This is a genomic window from Marinobacterium zhoushanense (assembly GCF_014641945.1).
In the GTDB taxonomy this organism is placed as follows: Bacteria; Pseudomonadota; Gammaproteobacteria; order Pseudomonadales; family Balneatricaceae; genus Marinobacterium_D; species Marinobacterium_D zhoushanense.
Window position 1 is genome coordinate 348,639 of record NZ_BMIJ01000003.1, and the last position, 17,963, is coordinate 366,601.

At 56.0% G+C, this 17,963-nt stretch carries 16 protein-coding genes; 5 read left to right on the forward strand and 11 right to left on the reverse strand.

Features of this window, described 5'->3' with window-relative positions:
* Positions 1–83: 83 nt before the first annotated feature.
* The 3 genes from IEX40_RS08760 to IEX40_RS08770 are packed head-to-tail and all read left to right on the forward strand — an operon-like array spanning position 84 to position 3,463.
* On the forward strand, positions 84–1,433 hold the full coding sequence (locus IEX40_RS08760) for an NAD(P)/FAD-dependent oxidoreductase (protein WP_188747336.1): 1,350 nt from the start codon (positions 84–86) through the stop codon (positions 1,431–1,433).
* Positions 1,426–2,229: a DUF1365 domain-containing protein gene (locus IEX40_RS08765; protein WP_188747337.1), complete on the forward strand. Its 804-nt coding sequence runs from the start codon at positions 1,426–1,428 to the stop codon at positions 2,227–2,229. Before IEX40_RS08760 ends, IEX40_RS08765 begins: the two co-directional genes overlap by 8 nt.
* Positions 2,216–3,463 carry an SAM-dependent methyltransferase gene (locus tag IEX40_RS08770; protein WP_229680660.1) on the forward strand — a complete coding sequence of 416 codons (1,248 nt, stop codon included), beginning with the start codon at positions 2,216–2,218 and terminating at the stop codon, positions 3,461–3,463. Before IEX40_RS08765 ends, IEX40_RS08770 begins: the two co-directional genes overlap by 14 nt.
* Positions 3,464–3,508: 45 nt before the next feature.
* Here IEX40_RS08770 and IEX40_RS08775 read toward each other — a convergent pair whose 3' ends face one another.
* The 3 genes from IEX40_RS08775 to IEX40_RS08785 form a co-directional block, all read right to left on the reverse strand.
* Entirely contained in the window at positions 3,509–4,099 is a 591-nt protein-coding gene (locus tag IEX40_RS08775) for a ferredoxin reductase domain-containing protein (protein ID WP_188747338.1), read from the reverse strand.
* A gap of 4 nt (positions 4,100–4,103) precedes the next feature.
* Positions 4,104–4,877: a HupE/UreJ family protein gene (locus IEX40_RS08780; protein WP_188747340.1), complete on the reverse strand. Its 774-nt coding sequence runs from the start codon at positions 4,875–4,877 to the stop codon at positions 4,104–4,106.
* 151 nt (positions 4,878–5,028) lie between these two features.
* Positions 5,029–5,898 (reverse strand): LysR family transcriptional regulator, encoded by an 870-nt coding sequence (locus IEX40_RS08785; protein WP_188747342.1) that lies wholly within the window; start codon positions 5,896–5,898, stop codon positions 5,029–5,031.
* 129 nt (positions 5,899–6,027) lie between these two features.
* Here IEX40_RS08785 and IEX40_RS08790 point away from each other — a divergent pair, with 129 nt between their 5' ends.
* Positions 6,028–7,218 carry an MFS transporter gene (locus IEX40_RS08790; RefSeq protein ID WP_188747343.1) on the forward strand — a complete coding sequence of 397 codons (1,191 nt, stop codon included), beginning with the start codon at positions 6,028–6,030 and terminating at the stop codon, positions 7,216–7,218.
* Between the two features lie 73 nt (positions 7,219–7,291).
* Here the strand turns inward: IEX40_RS08790 and IEX40_RS08795 are convergent, their stop codons facing one another.
* Positions 7,292–8,614 (reverse strand): hypothetical protein, encoded by a 1,323-nt coding sequence (locus IEX40_RS08795; RefSeq protein WP_188747345.1) that lies wholly within the window; start codon positions 8,612–8,614, stop codon positions 7,292–7,294.
* Between the two features lie 232 nt (positions 8,615–8,846).
* Between IEX40_RS08795 and IEX40_RS08800 the strand changes: the two genes are divergently transcribed.
* A complete protein-coding gene (locus IEX40_RS08800) occupies positions 8,847–10,067 on the forward strand; it encodes a tetratricopeptide repeat protein (RefSeq protein WP_188747346.1) in 1,221 nt (406 codons plus the stop codon).
* 35 nt (positions 10,068–10,102) lie between these two features.
* Here IEX40_RS08800 and fahA read toward each other — a convergent pair whose 3' ends face one another.
* The 7 genes from fahA to IEX40_RS08835 all read right to left on the reverse strand — a co-directional run bounded on the left by fahA (position 10,103) and on the right by IEX40_RS08835 (position 17,776).
* Positions 10,103–11,398, reverse strand: coding sequence for a fumarylacetoacetase (fahA, locus tag IEX40_RS08805; protein ID WP_188747348.1), 1,296 nt, complete (start codon positions 11,396–11,398; stop codon positions 10,103–10,105).
* Positions 11,388–11,930, reverse strand: coding sequence for a VOC family protein (locus IEX40_RS08810; protein ID WP_188747350.1), 543 nt, complete (start codon positions 11,928–11,930; stop codon positions 11,388–11,390). The genes fahA and IEX40_RS08810 overlap by 11 nt, the downstream gene beginning before the upstream one ends.
* Before the next feature lie 46 nt (positions 11,931–11,976).
* On the reverse strand, positions 11,977–12,621 hold the full coding sequence (gene maiA, locus IEX40_RS08815; protein WP_188747352.1) for a maleylacetoacetate isomerase: 645 nt from the start codon (positions 12,619–12,621) through the stop codon (positions 11,977–11,979).
* A gap of 17 nt (positions 12,622–12,638) precedes the next feature.
* A complete protein-coding gene (gene hppD / locus IEX40_RS08820; RefSeq protein ID WP_188747354.1) occupies positions 12,639–13,718 on the reverse strand; it encodes a 4-hydroxyphenylpyruvate dioxygenase in 1,080 nt (359 codons plus the stop codon).
* Positions 13,719–13,766: 48 nt separating this feature from the next.
* Positions 13,767–14,117: a type 2 periplasmic-binding domain-containing protein gene (locus IEX40_RS08825; RefSeq protein WP_229680661.1), complete on the reverse strand. Its 351-nt coding sequence runs from the start codon at positions 14,115–14,117 to the stop codon at positions 13,767–13,769.
* A 202-nt stretch (positions 14,118–14,319) separates the two neighbouring features.
* The gene (locus IEX40_RS08830) at positions 14,320–15,402 is read right to left on the reverse strand and encodes an MBL fold metallo-hydrolase (RefSeq protein ID WP_188747357.1); all 1,083 of its coding nucleotides are present in this window, start codon (positions 15,400–15,402) and stop codon (positions 14,320–14,322) included.
* A 13-nt stretch (positions 15,403–15,415) separates the two neighbouring features.
* Entirely contained in the window at positions 15,416–17,776 is a 2,361-nt protein-coding gene (locus IEX40_RS08835; protein WP_188747359.1) for a hypothetical protein, read from the reverse strand.
* Between the last annotated feature and the right edge of the window lie 187 nt (positions 17,777–17,963).

Below are 17,963 nucleotides of genomic sequence, written 5' to 3' on the forward strand. Positions count from 1 at the left end.
GGTTACTGGATTTAATTGGAGAGTGATCCAAACCCCTTGCTGCTGCGTTAAAGCGTAAAAACCGGCAGATGAATCTCATAACCATGAATATTAGAGCACTACACCCGAAGAAGATCGCTGTAATTGGTTCAGGTATCTCCGGGCTCAGCTGCGCCTGGCTGCTAAATCATTACCACGATGTCACGCTGTATGAGAAAGACGATCGGCTCGGCGGCCACAGCAATACGGTCAGGTTCGATCTGGACGGGACTCAGGTGGATGTGGATACCGGCTTCATCGTGTTCAATCCGCTCAACTATCCGAACCTGGTGGAGCTGTTCAAACTGCTCGGCGTTGAGTGTTGCGATACCGAGATGACCTTCGCCGTATCGGCCGATAACGGGGAGCTGGAGTACAACGGTACCAATCTTGGTGGGGTGTTCGCTCAACGGAAAAACCTGCTGAGGCCGCGTTTTTGGCGCATGCTGGCCGATCTGCTCCGCTTCTACCGCAATGCATCGCAGATGGCCGGTCGAGCGGATATCGAACAGCTAAGCCTCGGTGAGCTACTCAGGGACGGAGGCTACGGCAAGCCATTTATCTACGACCATCTTCTGCCGATGGGAGCGGCGATCTGGTCGACACCGGTGGATCAGATGCTGGAGTATCCCGCTAGCAGCTTCCTGAATTTTTGTCGGAATCACGGCCTGGTTCAGCTCAGTGATCGGCCTCAGTGGCGCACGGTAGTTGGTGGCAGCCGCCGCTACGTGGACATAATCGCCGCATCCCTGCGCAATCCGGTGCAGCTGAACCGCAACGTGCAGCGTATCGTGCGTGAACGGGACCGGGTGATCATCGAGGATCTGCACGGTCAGCGGGACTACTATGACGAGGTGGTGCTGGCCTGTCATTCCGATCAGGCACTGAAGCTGCTCGATGCGCCAACGCCGGATGAGGAGCGCCTGCTTAGCCAGTTCCCCTACCTGCGTAATCGGGCCTACCTGCACATGGATCCGCGGCTGATGCCGAGCAACAGGGCGGTCTGGTCAAGCTGGAACTACATGGCGACCGGTCAGAAAGCGAGTCAGCGCAAGGTGTCGGTGACCTACTGGATGAACCGTCTGCAACCCTTGCCTACCGAGCGCAATATTTTTGTGTCGCTCAATCCTCTGGTGGAACCAGCCCAGGGCAGTATTGTCCGCACCTTCTTCTACGACCATCCAGCCTTTGGTGCCAACTCGGCTGCGGCGCAGCGTGAGCTATGGAGTCTTCAGGGACAGCAGCGCACCTGGTTCTGCGGTGCCTATTTCGGCTACGGCTTCCATGAGGATGGTTTGCAATCGGGGCTGGCCGTTGCCGAACAGCTTGGCGGTGTGCGCCGTCCCTGGCAGGTAGAAAACCCGAACGGTCGCATCCACGTGCAGGGCTGGCAGGAGGTTGCGGCTCATGGCTAACCGAGAATTGAACTCCAGAGTCTACTGTGGCCAGGTGATGCACCACCGTTTCAGCCCCAAACGGCATCGCTTCGTCTATTCGGTCTTCAGCCTGTTGCTCGACCTGGATGAGCTGCAGGATCTACCGCGCAGGGTTAAAGGCTTTTCGCTGAATCGATTCAATCTGTTTTCGTTACATGAAAAGGATCATGGCGCAGGGCAGGGGCAGTTGAGGGACGAGATCGAGTGCCTGCTGCGCCGACAGGGTTACGGTGATGCTACTGCACGTATCCTGCTGCTCTGTTACCCACGTATCCTCGGTTACGTGTTTAACCCGCTAAGTGTCTATTTCTGCTACGACAGCCAGCAGCACCTGGCCGTGGTGATCTACGAGGTGAGCAACACCTTCGGCGAGCGGCACAGTTATCTGATCAAGGTGGACGAGGGCGACAGGACGATACGACAGCAGTGCAGCAAGTCGATGTACGTAAGCCCCTTTACGCCGCCGGTATCCGACTACAACTTTCGCATCCAGCCCCCTGCAGCGCGCATCGCGGTATGCATCAGCCAACTTTCGTCTGAGCAGCGCCTGCTGCACGCAACCTTCACCGGCAAGGCGGAAAATCTCGGTTGTTGGAGTGCGGTAAGTCTCTTTTTTCGTTACCCGATGATGACGCTTAAGGTGATCGGTGCCATCCACTGGGAGGCGCTGCGGCTCTGGCTCAAGGGAGTGCCTGTTTACCGGCACGAAAGCGGCCACCGTTTCAGCGTCAGTTGGCAGGATAAGGATGGAGTCAGACACTATGAAATTATTTGAATACAAAACCGCCGAAGTGCAGGGCCAGCGCTGCTCCGAGCAGATGCGTGAACGGGTCCCCGGCGTGCTGGAACGGTGGCTGATCGCTTGGCTGCGTCCCCGTATTGATGGCAACCAGGGCACCCTGCAACTTCAGCTTCCCAGCGGCAATTGCTATCGATTCGGCGAGCAAGAGCCTCACGCCAGTCTGACGCTGAACAGTTACCGGGGGCTTCGTAAACTGATTACTGGTGGTTTGAACGGCTGGTCTGAAGCGTACCTGCAAGGTGATTGGGATAGCCCGGATCTTACCGCGTTGATTCGCTGGGGAGCACGTTACGAGTCATCGCTCGAATCCATGGGCAAGCTGCGCCTGCTATCCGATCTGCAGCACAACCGCTACCATCGCAGTCGCGAAAACCATCGAGAGGGCAGCCGTCGCAATATCGCCGCCCACTACGATCTGGGTAACGCGTTCTATCAGCAGTGGCTCGATCCCTCCATGACGTACTCCGCGGCCCTCTTTACCGAACCTGGCATGTCGCTACAGGCGGCACAGGTCGCGAAGAATCAGCGCATACTGGAACTGACCCAGACCCGGCCCGGCGATAGCATCTGTGAAATTGGCTGTGGCTGGGGCGGCTTCGCCGAGCAAGCAGCGCAGCAGGGTAGGCGGATACACGGTGTGACTCTGTCCAGAGAGCAACTTGCCTGGGGGCAGCAGCGGATTCAGTCCGCCTCACTGGCCGACCAGGTCGAGCTGAGCCTGACCGATTACCGCGATCTTGATGGACAGTATGACGGGGTAGTGTCTATCGAGATGTTCGAGGCGGTGGGCGAGCAGCACTGGGATACCTATTTTCAGCAGCTGAAAAATATCCTCAAACCTGAGGGGCGGGCAGTACTGCAGATCATCACCATCGATGATCAGCGCTTCCGCAGCTACCGAAAGCAGGCTGATTTCATTCAGCGCTATATCTTCCCCGGCGGCATGTTGCCCTCGGTGGAAGCATTGCACTACAAGTTCAAACAGCATGGTTTTAGGTTGGAACATCAGCAGATGTTCGGCCTTGACTATGCCCGTACCCTAAAAATCTGGACGGACTCATTCGAGCGCAACTTTGACCACAACATCGCCCCGCTGGGCTTTGATCGCCACTTCTACCGCATGTGGCGCTACTACCTGGCCTACTGTGAGGGTGGTTTCCGAGAAAAATGCATCGATGTCGGTTTGTTTGTGCTGACGCGTAACTGAGAGGAATGAGCGAAATCGAGCGGAGCTAATGCGGGAGGAGATCGATTACGGCATATAGAGATCACCGTAGAAGCCGTAGGTTTGCAGGATGACGATAACCGGCTCGGTGCCGGTGTTCTCCCAGTACCAGCCGTGTGAGCCAGCGAAGGGCGCGGTGAATGATCCGCTGGCTTCACGTTGGTTCGCGCCAACCCAATAACTGGTGAAGGCGCCACCGGAGTCCGGTCGTTCTCCATGCATATCGAAGGACACGATACCCCCTTCCACATGCCAGCTGAACATAAAGCGGTCGCCGGGAGTCATCACCGACTTGATCTCCGCCCCTTGGCCCGGCATCAAGGGGACCTTAATTGTATCTGATCTAGGCGTACTGCTGGCTTTCCACAAGGTGAACGCCGTGTTAAGCGCGGTGTCAGCGGTTTGCGTCAGCGCCGAGTCTGGCGTTGGGCTACTTTCCAGGCGCAAGCTATCCAACCCCATCACCCTGCCCAAACCGGTAGGATCGAGGCCGAACTCTGCGGGCAACACGGCTGTGACAAGAATGGCGACGGCTGCAACAAATGCACATAAGGTGGTCTTCAGCAGGCTGGCTGCTGAGTGCTGCCCCTTGGGGTTCAGCCTCGAGATATTGGACATCAGGTCACTCCTGGGTCATCAGCCAATAACCGGTCAGTTGGTAGCCGACCAGGATAAAGCCGGCGGTCATCAACACCACATTGGCCGAGATCGCGTGCCGCTCGAATGCGCTAGAACGGCGCCAGAGGTTCATGACGATCAAAATGCAGGTGAGCGCGAGAAGCTGGCCGATCTCGACACCAATGTTGAACGCCAGAATGTTGGGTACCAGCCCCTGCTCGGAGAGGGAAAAATGCTGGAGCTTGGTAGCCAGGCCAAATCCATGAAAAAAGCCAAATATAAGCACCGCAGCCCTGACGTCGGGTTGGAAACCGAACCAGAGACGGAAAGCGCCAAGATTATCGAGCGCCTTGTACACCACGGAGAGTCCAATTATCGCATCGACCAGATACGGGTTTACCTCGGTACCACTGAGTACACCAAACAGCAGCGTCGAGCTGTGACCCAGCGCGAAAAGGGTCACGTACAGACTTACGTCCTTTATCCGGTAGAGAAAGAAAATAACCCCGAGCAAAAACAGCAGATGATCGTACCCCGTCACCATGTGTTTGGCGCCTAGATAAGTGAAGGGTAACAGGTGCATCCCACTCACGTTCTCGATAAAAGTGGCGTCGCCTGCCGCTACCCCATGTGCCCAGACCTGTGTTGAAAGGCCGCAGCTAATAATAACGAGGAGTAGGCAGAGTCCCTTACGGACCGTCGTCACGGCCAATGAAAAGTGGTCGCTGACGAAAGTCTTGATGTCGGCCTCAACGTTCGATAAACGAGCTCGATTCATGGAGCCTGCCCGAAGTGTGTGTTGCAAAAGGCTCAAGGTAGCCAGTTCTGCGGGGCAACTGAATTCTACTTGGGTGCTATTTTAGACGCGTAACTCAGTACTAAAGCCGGTATTGGGAGCAATTCGCGCAATCTTGTCGATCCCAGCTCGATCAGTGTCGAATCAGGTCCGCATGACGAAACAGCGGGCTCTCTTCGATGGTTTGCGCCAGTCGCGCAGTCGCGGCATTCACCTTATCGGCGATGAATAGCGTTGTATCGGTCTGTGGCAGAGCAGGGAGGGCATCGTCGATTACCACCAGCCCCGGCTCCAGCGCAGACTCCGGACACACCCCGATACCGATGCCGGCCCGCACTGCGGCGAGTACACCTGCCCGACTGTGGCTGGTAAAGGTGATGCGGTAAGGCGCATCGATTCGTTGCAGCGCCTTGGTCGCAGACTCCCGGTAAAAGCAGCCATCCGGAAACACCGCCAGCGGGATAGTCTCTTGCGTGTTCAGCGGATGGGCTTCGCCTCTGACCCAGACCAACCGGTCGCGGCTTAACCGCACGCCACCATCCGATAGCGTCGGCATCTCGACCAGTGCGAGATCCAGCCGACCGTCTGCGACGAGCGAGGCGAGATAACCCGGACGATGGTCGCAGGTAACCTCAAGCTCCGCTTCGGGATAGCTCACACCATAGCTCTCAAGCAGTGGCGTCAGCGCGCGTGTGATGTAGAGGTCATGGGTGCCGAGGCGTACCTTGCCGGTTATATCGGCGTTCTGGAACCCGCCCAGTATACGATCGTGCAGTGCGAGCAGTTGTTGGGCATGGGACTTGAGCTGTTCACCTGCGACAGTGAGCCTGACACCGTACTGGCCCCGCTCCAGCAACGGAGCCGTTACCAGACTCTCCAAGCGGTTCACTTGCATGCTGATGGTGGATGGAGCGCGATGTAGCCTGCTTGCAGCAGTGGTCAGGTTGAGAGTTTCAGCAACCACGACAAAGGTGCGCAGCAGAGGGATAGGGAGATCGGTCATGTCCAGAATTCAATATAATCGAATGTAGTGATCAATATATATCGCTTTCGTGAAGTCTGGCAAACGATTATTGTTGCTTCCTCGGTGCTATCTGGGTAGCGCCTGTCCTATTTGGAGGAGTCGCTCGATATGCGAATGGCCGTAGTCTTCGGTATGAACCAGGTGGTCAGCCATGGTTTCGGAATGTTCCTGTTCGCTGCCCTGGTGCCGCTGATGCGAGAGTCGACTGGACTCAGCTACTGGCACCTGGCGCTGGCCGGTGCTTCGACCCAGCTGGCCTATCTGGCAGGTGCGCTGATTCTGGGCATTATTGGGCATCGGTTGGGGACCCGTGCAGTGGCGCTGGTCAGTGGTGCCATTTCAACCTCCCTGCTCTTCAGCATGCCGCTGCTGCGTGAACCGGTGGCTATTATTATTGCGCTGATCTTCCTGGCTGCCAGCGCTGCTATGAGCTGGGGGGCCATCGTCGAGATCATCAGCCGCTGCGCACCTCGCGAGCGGCGTTCAACCTATCTCTCCAGTGCCTCAAGCGGAACCGCTTGGGGATATGGCATCAGTGGCCTTGTCATCCTCTGGATCGTACCGATCTGGGGCTGGGAAAGCAGTTGGCGGTTGGCTGGAGTGTTCGGCGCGCTGGTGCTTGTTGTAACCTGGTCTATGCTGCGTCGACTTCAGGAACCCGAGCCGCAGACCGTCGTGTCCGGTGAACACTCTATCGCCGTATCGAAACTCCTGCGTACGCTGTTCACCGAGCGAACCGCGTTTTTCGCCTGTGCGATCTGCTTTCTGGTCGGTTTTTGCACCATGCCGTTCTCCAACTGGCTGAACACCTATCTTGAGGAGTTGGGCTTGCCTGCTGAGCTTGGGGGATACAGCTGGACAACCGTGGGCGTTACCGGAATGGTGGCGGGTTTCGTGACCGGTAAATTTGCCGATCAGAAGGGGCACGCAAGCGCCTTGCTACTGATCTTTGTTGTGTTCGCCGTGGGCCAGATCGCCTTTGCGTTCAGCCCCGCCAAGACTGTGCTCCTCGCCAGCTTTGGTTACGGCCTGATGTATTTCCCAATGTGGGGAATCGTTGCCGGCTGGGTCAACCAACAATATTCAGCAACGGCGACCATGCAGATAAGCGGTATCTGTATGGTGACTTTCGGACTTGGTGGCACCCTCGGTAACCTGTTGCTCGGCACTATCCGCGACGTAAGCGGTGTGCTGCAGCCCGGTTTTATCCTGCTGGCGGCGGTATCGTTGCTGCTGGTAGGGCTTGGATTATATATTCGTCGCGGCTCTCTTGCGCCTGTCGGCGTAGTGGCTCAATAACCCGAAACACTCAGAGTAGTGGGATCGGTATACCATCGTTGATGGACCTGGCGAGCTGAGTCGTTACATCAACTCAGGGCGTCTTGAAACGATAAGACCCGGAAGAGGGGGTGGTTAGTCTCTCATGAGCTGACAGATTCACCGCCCCCCATTCCGTTACTCTCTCTCGACCATTCAGTTCAAAGCGGGCCCGGATACTCCAGAAGTAACGGGCGTCCGCATTAAGGCTCTGCGTCATTGTGTGGTGGTTGTCAGGTAGTCCTTCCCGCCAATACACGATCTCGCCGGGAGCCAGATTCCTTTCGCGGGCGATAATCAGGTCGTAACGCACATTGCGGACCGCGGCCATCTCTTCCGCTGCCATCGCTTTATCTCCGTCGCGAGGAAACGCTTGCCAGCGCATCGTCGGGCGAAGACTGGTGGCACGTGTCCACTCCAAGGTATCGCCTATAAACTTGTCTCCGGTTAACTGGCCCCTGATTGGCGGCTCTTCGGGGGCCAGGCCAAACGCCGCCACCAAAAAACCAACCATGTGTGGCTTACGGTCCGGAAATGGATAGAGCAGCAGGAGACTGTCGTGAATATGATAGGCCAGCGCGATATAGCCTGCTTGAAGGGCTTGTAAGAGGCGTTGGGCCCTGTTGGTAGACCACTCCTCCAAAGTGTAACTGGCACCCGCATGGGTGTATTCAACTGACGTTATCTCCGTGTTGTCCCGGGTTCGCACCAGTCTTACACGGGCAGTCATGGTCAGTTGCAGCGGCGGATTAAACCCGCCACCTTGCGTTCCCACATGTGTCAACGCCACTTCCAGCACAGTGTCCGCTTCAGAGGTCAGTGAACGATAATCCTGTTTATCGCCGGACGCTCGCAGCAGTCGTAGATCGGGTAGCGCGAGACGGGTGCCCCGTACCTGCGCCACGTCCATCAACTCTTCGCCCAGGGCATGCTGAATCGACTCGGCACTCAAACGCTCACTCATCCGGCTCTCGGCCTCATCAACGTCTTTACCTGAGGGGGCCTTGGCGGCACCGACGACACCGCCAACTACACCGCTGACTCCGCATACACCGAGCCAGGCAAGATAAAAGGCACCACAAATAGAGCCCGTACAGCTGCCTTGTCCGAGCATCTCAACACAGCCAAGAAAGCCGGTACCGGCGCCTTTCGCTGCTCCCGACGGTTTATTACGGGTAAACCCGTCGAATTCGATATCCGGTTGCGTATTGAGTGAAATGATAGCCACCCGCCCCAGCGATTCCTGATAGCCGGTGTGGGGGATAGGCGGTGCTACGCTGCAACCCGTTTGCAGAGTCAGGGCCACTACCAGAATCCCGGCGATAAGGCGCGCAGCCCCTTTGGGGATGAAAGCGCCGAAGCGCTCGATTATGTTCACACATATCCCCCGTCAAGGTGTTCACGTTGGAAACGTTAAATAAAGTGTCGTCTAAGCCAGCCCTCTCTTCCATGTGGCTGCTCGCGTAATGCCTACGAGGGGTGACGCCATCTCGAACGTGATCCTTCCCAGGCAAACTCAGGCTTTTCAGTGTTTCATCACATTGGGACTAAACTATTAGTCCAAAAGAGAGCTCAGGGTGTGGTTGGCCTTGGCAGCAGAGGCTCGATAGATGATCCACTCGCGCACCGGCAACAGCATGACAACGGCGTCAATTCAGGCCGCACAACTTTACCTCGATGCATTGGATCTCATTCTGGGTTCCGAGTCCGGTGCTAAAGAGCTACTCGACCGGACCCTGGAGCAGGACCCCAACTTCGCGCTGGCGATGGCGGCCCGCTACACGCTGGCGAAAGATGCGAACGATCCCGAAGCCGATCGCTTCAAGGACAAAGCTCAAGCGTTGGCTGAACAGTCCGAGCCCTGGGAACAGGCTCATATCGACGTGCTGATCGGCCTGCTGGCCGATCCCTATGGGAACCTCCAGCGTACGCAGGAGTATGTTGCAGCTAATCCAGGCGATCTTCTGGTTATCTCTCAGCTGTGCGGATACCTGATTTTTTATGGCGGCGAGGAAAAGCTTTCCCGGGTTCTGAATATCCTCAAGGCCTCGGAGTCGACACTCGCCGATGATTGGGCGTTCCTGGCGCGGCTCGGGTTTGCTGTCAGCGAAGCGGGCGATCCCGAACAGGGGAGACGGATTCAGGAGAGGGCGCTTAAGCTGCGACCTCAGTCTCTCTACACGATCCACGGTTACGCGCATATTTTGCATGACCTGGGCGTACCGGATCAGTCGGTATCGCTGATCAATCGCTGGCTTGATGAAAATCGAGCGTCTGCCGAAGGCGGGGCTCTCTACGGCCATCTGCAATGGCATCTTGCGCTGGCTGAATGGCAGGTCGGATACCGGGAGGATGCCTGGGCTCTGTATCAGCGATATTGTGCGCCGGAGACGACGACCTGTGGCCCCGTGCTGACACTGGCCGACTGTGGCGGTTTCCTCCTTCGCGACTATCTGAAAACCGGCGACATATCTGCTCTGAGTTCGGCGGTTACCGAACTGACGTCGCGCTTTGAGGGCATGTTGGCGCATCCGTTTATCGCGTTGCACGTGGCGGGTATACATGCGGCCACAGGCAACCTGGCAGGGTTGGAGAGCTGCGAAGCGCTTATTCGCGATAAAGAGGCGAGTACCAATCGCGATCTGGCATTGCAACTGGTGGCGGCGGTTAGGCATTTTGCCCGATCCGAGTACCAGGACACGGCTGAAATCCTGAACGGGATAAGCGCAGCACAGCGTATCGGCGTGGGTGGAAGCTATGTAGAACGCATGCTGATCGATCTGCTGGAGGCTAAAGCGCAGGAACGCGCCGCCTCAACAGATGACATCTGATGAGGCGGGCACCAGGTATCGCTCGCCGGTCTTGATCAGGTCGTGCTGTTACTTGGCAGCACTGTGCCGGCAACCTCGCCCAAACTGATACGCAGTTGATCATCGCCGCAGTAGGCCTTGAGAATGATGGTGTCGCCATCTTCCAGAAAGGTGCGCGATTCACCGTTGGCCAGTTGAATCGGGTGCTTGCCGCCCTCGGTCAGCTCCAGCAGAGAGCCGGAGGACTCAAGCAGCGGTCCCGACAGGGTGCCGCTGCCGAACAGGTCGCCCGGCTGCAGATTACAGCCGTTTACCGTATGGTGCGCCACCATCTGGCCAACCGTCCAGTACAGATCCTTGAAGTTGCCCAAGGTCAGGCGCTGTGCGTCCATGCTCTCGGCACGCATTCTCTGCGTCTGTATCCAGACTTCCAGATTGATATCGATGGCGCCCTGGCGGCGGTTACGTTCCGATTCCAGATACGCCAGAGGCTGCGGGTCAGCGGCATCGCGCGTCCACTCGGTGCGGTAGGGTTCCAGCGCCTCCAGCGGTACGATCCAGGGGCTCAGGCTCGAGTAGAAACTCTTCGACAGGAAAGGTCCCAGCGGCTGATACTCCCAGGCCTGTATATCGCGGGCAGACCAGTCGTTGAGCAGGCCGACACCGAAGATATGGCGGTCACTATCGTCCAGCGCTATCGGCTCGCCCAGCGCGTTACCCTCGGCTATAAAGATGCCGAGCTCCAGTTCGTAATCCAGCCGCTTGCAGGGTGCCACGACTGGCCTTTCCTGGTCGGGAGGCTTGAGTTGGCCGACCGGACGCCTGAAGTCGCCGCCCGATACCTGCAGTGACGAGGCTCTGCCGTGGTAGCCGATCGGGACCCATTTGTAGTTTGGGAGCAGGGGATTGTCAGGACGGAACAATGCACCGACACGGGTCGCGTGGTGGATCGATGCATAGAAGTCGGTGTAATCACCCACACGACAGGGCATACCGAACCGGACGCGGTTCTGAGCGATAAGGCAGGGTTTCACCCCGGCGCTGTATCTCGGGTCCGACAGCAACTCGGTGAGCCGTGCGCGCAGTTCAGCACGTGACGCCTGGTCAAGCGCCATCAAGGCATTCAGTTGCGGCTCACAGGCGGCCTGTCGAGTCGCTTCAGTGAGCCCCGCCAACAGTCCGCGATCCGCCAGGGCATGCAGGTCCACGATCCTATCGCCGATGCCTACGCCGATGCGCGCCGTGGTACCGTCGGTGACAAATGAACAATAGGGCAGGTTCTGCACCGGAAAGCCGTTGCCCGGCGCGTTGGCGGTGTCCAGCCAGGCGTTTAGCGTCTGATCAATCCTCACGGAACTCCTCCTCGTGTAGCCAGGCCGCCATCTTCGGTGCGCGTTTGGTTCTCGACCACTCTTCGATCATCGCCGGGGCGATCTCCTTAAGCTTTTTCAACTGCTCCTCAGTACCGCAGCGGTAGGTCAGCTCGAGGCGATGGCCATTGGGATCGAAAAAGTAGATTGACTGGATAATGCCGTGATTGGTGACACCCAGAACATCCAGTCCCTTGGCTTCCAGCTCGGCTTTCGCCGCCAGCAGGGCATCCAGGTCTTCGACCTCGAATGCGATGTGCTGAACCCAATCGGGGGTGTTGGGATCCTTGCCCTGTTCCGGGTAGGTCGGCAGCTCGAAAAACGCCAGGATGTTGCCCTGGCCCGCATCCAGGAACACGTGCATGTAGGGGTCGGGGGCTTTGGTCGATGGCACACGGTCCTCCGAGATCGCGACCAGAAAATCCATGTTCAGGTAGTGTTTGTAAAATTCCACTGTCTCTTTTGCGTCTTTACAGCGATACGCCACGTGGTGGATCTGCTTGATGTTTATCATTCTTCGCTCCTCTACATAACGCGTACATAACGCCTACATAGTGCCTCTATGACTGCGCATCCGGCTGGGCGGCGGGCGCTGCGAGCCTGAAGGCGTCCAGCGCCAGGCAGTTCGATTCGATCGCCAGCAGCCTCGGGTAGAGATCCAGTGAAACCTCGAAACGTCGGGCGTTATAGAGCTGTGGTACCAGGCATAGGTCCGCCAGCGTCACCGAGTTGCCGAAGCAGTAGCCCCGGTCGCCGACACTCTGCTCCAGCGCGTCGAGTCCGATCTCGACCCAGTGTCGATACCAGGCGTTGATCTGTTCATCCTGGGCGCCCAGCTCGTGACGCAGGTACTTGAGTACCCGGAGGTTGTTGATCGGATGGATATCAGTCGCCACCGCCAGGGCGAGTGCGCGTACACGGGCACGATCATAGGATTGCCGGGGCAGGAGCGGAGGTTCGGGGTAACACTCATCCAGGTATTCGACGATTGCCAGTGACTGGGTCAACACGCCGTTGTCGTCCCGCCAGGCCGGCACCAGTTGCTGTGGGTTGATCGACCGGTAGCGATCCAGCCGCTGCTGGCCGCCATCTTTCACTAAGTGTATGTACTCGTTGCGGTGCGCTATCCCTTTCAGGTGCAGGGCGATGCGTACCCGGTAGGCCGCGGATGAGCGCCAGTAGGTATACAGGGTGTTGTCAGTCATGCTCGTACCGATCCTTGTTAGCTGTCCTTGTTGCCGATGACACCGCGCGCGATCTGGTCGCGCTCGATCGATTCGAACAACGCCTTGAAGTTACCTTCGCCGAAGCCTTCATCTTTCTTGCGCTGGATAAATTCGAAGAACACCGGACCAAGCAGGTTGGCGGAAAATATCTGCAGCAGCAGCTTGGGTTCACCCTCGGTAGAACCATCCAGCAGAATGCCTCTTGCCTTGAGTTCCTCGGTCGGCTCGCCGTGGCCGGGCAAACGCTCCTCGAGCATCTCGTAATAGGTATCGGGCGGTGGCGTCATCAGCTCGATGCCGCCGGCTCTGAGCTTGTCGACGGCCTCTATCAGGTTGTCACAGCGCAACGCGATATGCTGGATACCCTCACCATTGAATGCCATCAGAAACTCTTCAATCTGCCCGGTGCCGTTTGAGGCTTCTTCATTTAGCGGAATACGGATCAGGCCGTCCGGCGCGGTCATCGCTTTCGACGTCAGACCGGTGTACTCGCCCCTGATGTCGAAGTAGCGGAGCTCCCTGAAATTGAACAGTTTTTCGTAGAAATTGGCCCAGTAGGCCATGCGTCCTTTGTAGACGTTATGGGTCAGATGATCGATCACGTAGAACCCGTACCCGGGCGGATGGCGATCGATACCATCGAGAAACTCGAAATCGATATCGTAGATCGACTGTCCATCTTCAAAGCGATCGATCAGGTAGATCGGTGCGCCGCCGATACCTTTGATCGCCGGCAAGTGCAGTTCCATCGGACCGGTTGGAATGTCCATCGGTCTGGCGCCATGATCCAAGGCGTAGCGGTAGGCTTTATGGGAATCATGCACGCGAAACGCCATACCCGCCGCAGAGTTGCCATGCTCCTGACCGAAGTAGTATGCCTCGCTGTTAGGCTCCCGGTTCAGGACAAAATTGATGCCACCCTGACGGTACAGCTCAACAGCCTTGGAACGGTGTTTAGCGACCAGGGTAAAGCCCAGCAGCTTGAACACCTGTGCGATCTGGTCAGGTTCAGGGCCGGAAAACTCCACAAACTCGAAACCGCAAAGACCAACAGGATTGTCAAATAGATCCGTCATGTGTCGATCCTCTCAATCAGCTGTACCCCGCCGCTGTGAGGTAAATGATCAGTGGATTACCCTTGATGGATAACGGCGCGGGCGGCATGCAATACCCCCGCACTCAGCGTGACCATCGTCGTTAAAAGTATAGGTGTTGTGCTCGGTATGAGGGCGATCAATCTCTTTGCTTGCAGTCCATGCACCGATCGTTTCCTGATCCTTTGGGCTGAGGCTTTCAAACACATCGGGGTTCATGAGGATGGTAAACGCGGTGGTATAGAGCCCTTTGGGGAACAGGGTGAGATCGGTGCTGTCCTCAGCAATGTGCAGAAACTTCTGATCCATCGCCGGCAGAAAGGTACCGTCGACCACACCTTGCTGCATCAACTCGTGGGATTTTGGCGCAGTTGCGCCCACCGGGGTATCGCCGATACATCACATCTTAGAGAGCCGTTATGCGGGCCTTTACAGGTATCGATATAAACAATGTGATGAATAACAGATGTGGTTTAAATATATTGCTGGCCTTGGGTAAGGAAAGCGAGATGATTCTGGAGGGTGGGCGTAAAGGTCCAGCGGCAGCGGACCTTTACGATTTCTGTTTGATACCTGAGCAGGATTACTCCGGCCAGGCGTGGGTGAAAAGTCCGTTGGTGGCAGTCACCCAGAAACTTAATGAGGTATCGTAGTATTTATACTGACGGTCGGCGCCGCATCGCACGGTGTGCCGGTCCCATGTCGTTCGTATGCGCGGTTGGTAATTCGCGATCGTCTGCAGTACTTCATCAGAAGGCTTATAGGCATCCAGCGCCGAACACTTGGGATGGTAGTATCGATCCCCGGAGCTAAAAATGACCGCCTCTGGCAGGATCGCCTTTCCAATCAGGACGCTGTTCGAGCCAGCGGTTGAGGCGCCATGGTGTGGCGCAATCAGAATGTTGCTTTCTAGCCCCTCTGCACTGTTGTTCAACGCGCTCAAGATAGAGTTTGCCGTGGCGTCGCCGGTCAGTAGTACCGAAAAATCATCGCTTTCGTAGCGGGTAACGATGGAGTCTGAATTTTTATCCTCCTCAACGTCCGGCAGGGGAGCGGCGTTGGCGGTAATCACCTCGAAGTACACTGAGTTGCCATTGACACCATTGGTGTACTCCAACAGATTACCGCTGTAAGTTTTCAGCAGGTTGGCCATGACTGAGTCTTGACCGTGGTGTTGCTTAATTCCATCAAGCCATTGGCGCATGTCATCCGAGTAGTCTTCAACTCTCCCACCAAGTACCGCATTCGTGACCAGGTCACTGGGCAATAATGGCAAGATGTTGTAGTGGTCGATGTCCGCATGGCTGACGACCGCAAATACAACCGGCTTGTCATAGAGATCATAGATATGGTGTATATAGTCGACCGCGCTTTGCTTTGACCAACCATTTTCGCCCTGGCCCGATGATCCACAGTCGTTGATGAGGATAGGGGTTACGCCGTCATCTTTGGCAGGCAACTCCAATAAAATGCAGTTGCCTGCACCTATAGGCAATACCGTAATGCGGGATTGGTCCGGCCGCTTTGCTTCAACCTGAAGCGCGATCTCGTACTCTGCCAGGTATGAGGGCGCTGCACCGGTGACCGGAGCCTGGTTCAAACCCGAACAGGCGGACAGGAATACCGCGGCGCCGATTAGCGCCGCATAACGAAGTAAGGTTTTCATAATGCTCGCTCCCTTAATTGACGCCGGCAGGCGCCTTGATCATCTTGGGTAACGGATCGGTACGGTGGGCCATGGCAAGGTCCTGTACAAAACCTATTGCCTGGCCGATCTCCTTAACCCTCGCTTCAGTTAACGGCGTGGACTTATCGGGCGGCAACATCTGCACGAAGTAGCCGATAATCTGCGGAGCGGGAGCGCGGAGAATCATCTGTCCGGCCATGGCGTAGCTGTTCAGTGACTCGTTTTCACTGGATTCCGCCCGCGATTCCGACACCGAGAAGCAGAACAGACCACCGCCGGCAGTTTTTTTCGAATCCCAGGTGTCCCGCAATGCCTTGGTTTTGGAGGCGTCCAGGGTCACTTTGACGCAGAGGTCTTTAACCACCACGAGGGCGACGGGATAGGACGGGAAACTGTTTTTACTGAGTAATTCGAGCAGTTTGTCCTGGTTGGAGTATTTCGATATCTCCTTGATGTTTACCTGGTCGGCCGGAGACAACGGCTTGTCCAATACCCGCACCATATTACCGGTATGCAGGAAGAGTTCCGGCTTCATCCACTCGCGTTTTATCAGTATCTTTTGTGCGAGAAAGCCCATCTCAATCTTGCTCTCGGCGCTCATGAACTCTTCGGCAAACTCCGTGCTCGACTCCACATTGCTGCCGCTGGCGCTGCCCAGGAAAAGATTAACCCCCCAGTCAAGCTCCGAGAAAAAGGTGCTTAGAGAGCGAGTGGACTCCATCTGTTTCTGATCGATGGAAATCTTTATCTCGGTCCAGGTACTGGCATTGGCGTCACTGGTTGGCGATGGGTATGCAGTGTCTCCGAACGAGGGAGAAAAATTGGGGTTTTTGCCCTGTTCTGGTTCTACCGCGGAGAGATACTTGTAGTAGTTGTTGGCAGAGGAGGAGAAGTTCTTAAGCTGCTCCTGCGCCCGTGCACAACATGTTTCAAGTTGTGAGATGTAGCTCTCTAACCAGGTAAAGCCGGACTTAGGCCCTTTGTTTTTCAGGAACTCGGTTGCAGCGGTCGCCAGATCCAGACCCGATTCGATCATCTCGCTTTGCGCCGCATTCAGGGAATCCTGTCCTTCACCGATCTTTTTAGCGGCCTCTTTTATCTTCTCCCAGTCCAGTTCATCTCCCGGTTGACCGTTTTCCTGGTTAAGGGCTTCAGTCAGGTTGTTAACGTCTTCGGTTATCTTTTGTCCCTCCTGTTCATCCGCTTCATCCAGCTTTTTGCCGCGGCTCGAGTAGATGTCGATGAAGATCTCGACCGCCGTGACGGCGTTGGCCGTGTACACGTCACGCAGATTTTTCTGGTCCTCCCGCCACTTTTTGCTTTTCGCGGCGAGATTGTCTGCCAGCTCCTGTATCGCCTTATCGTCGACCTGGGGAATGATGGCGCGCCACGCCATCAGCTCATCCTCAAGGCGCAGGAGTGCCGTCTCCAGTGTGGCCTTTTGTAGCTCGGGATCGCTTAAGAAATCGATGAAGCCGGTGGTCGGTTTTAACTGGGTTGTCCAGAACAGCGGTTGCCCCCTGGTCGGCACGTAGGAAAACCCTTCATTGGGCGGCACGGGTATGGTGGCGCTATTCAGCAACTGTTTGGCCTCATTAAGGCCGGCATCATCTTTGGTATCTAAAATCGCTATCGCATCGTTCCACTGTGTTAATGGAAATTGGGCTAGCATTTCGTAATAAGCCGCGTGGATCTTCTCTATCCAACTGTCGGCATTGGTTTCATACCATTTTATGTAAGCGTTATATTGTGCGGAAGGATCGTTTGGAAATTTATTCTCAAAGCGTTCAATCGCTTCCTGTTGACGCCGGCTCCAATCCTCTTTTGCTCGTATCCAGTTGCTGAACAGGTAATAGAAATAATCGACTAGTTTCATCTCTTTTTCTTTGCCGTCAATTTCAACTTGTACCTTTATGTTGATGCGTTCGCGTAGGATGGTCTGGAGTTTATTGAGGTGTTCATTTGGCACAGGAGCCAACTGCGATATGGCCATTTTGTAGCGGTCGGATACTCGGGTACCGTCAGGTTGGGTAATGGGCGACGGCGGTACATACTGATCCAGGAGCTGCGCAATGCGGATATTTTGCGTAGGAGGAACAGTTGCTTCGCCGGAATCCTTGTCCCAACCCAGCTCCTCATAATCAAGCACTGTGCCGGGCCAACATAAACTGAACATCTGGGAAGGGTTCTGGTTACCAAATACTTTCGTGAATGCGTCGTATATAGCGCTTGCAAAGTCGGATGGAACGGTTGCTTCTTCCTGGGGGGGCTCGCTAATTTTTGCTTTTCTTATCGGTGTCTTTTTATCTTTATCTTGAGACGGAGTTATTTTTACCGCGCTTCCGTTCGACATGACCAGTACCTCACTCTTTTATTAAATCTATATTCCTGTAATTACAGGATTGATTTAGGGAGTGGACTACTGGTTTATGAATGCGTTACAACATGCAGCTAAAACACTCACTTCCCTGTGCAACTGAACGATAGGATTACAGGTTGAAGATTTAGGTAATAGGTGTGGATAGTGTCAAGCTGGCAAG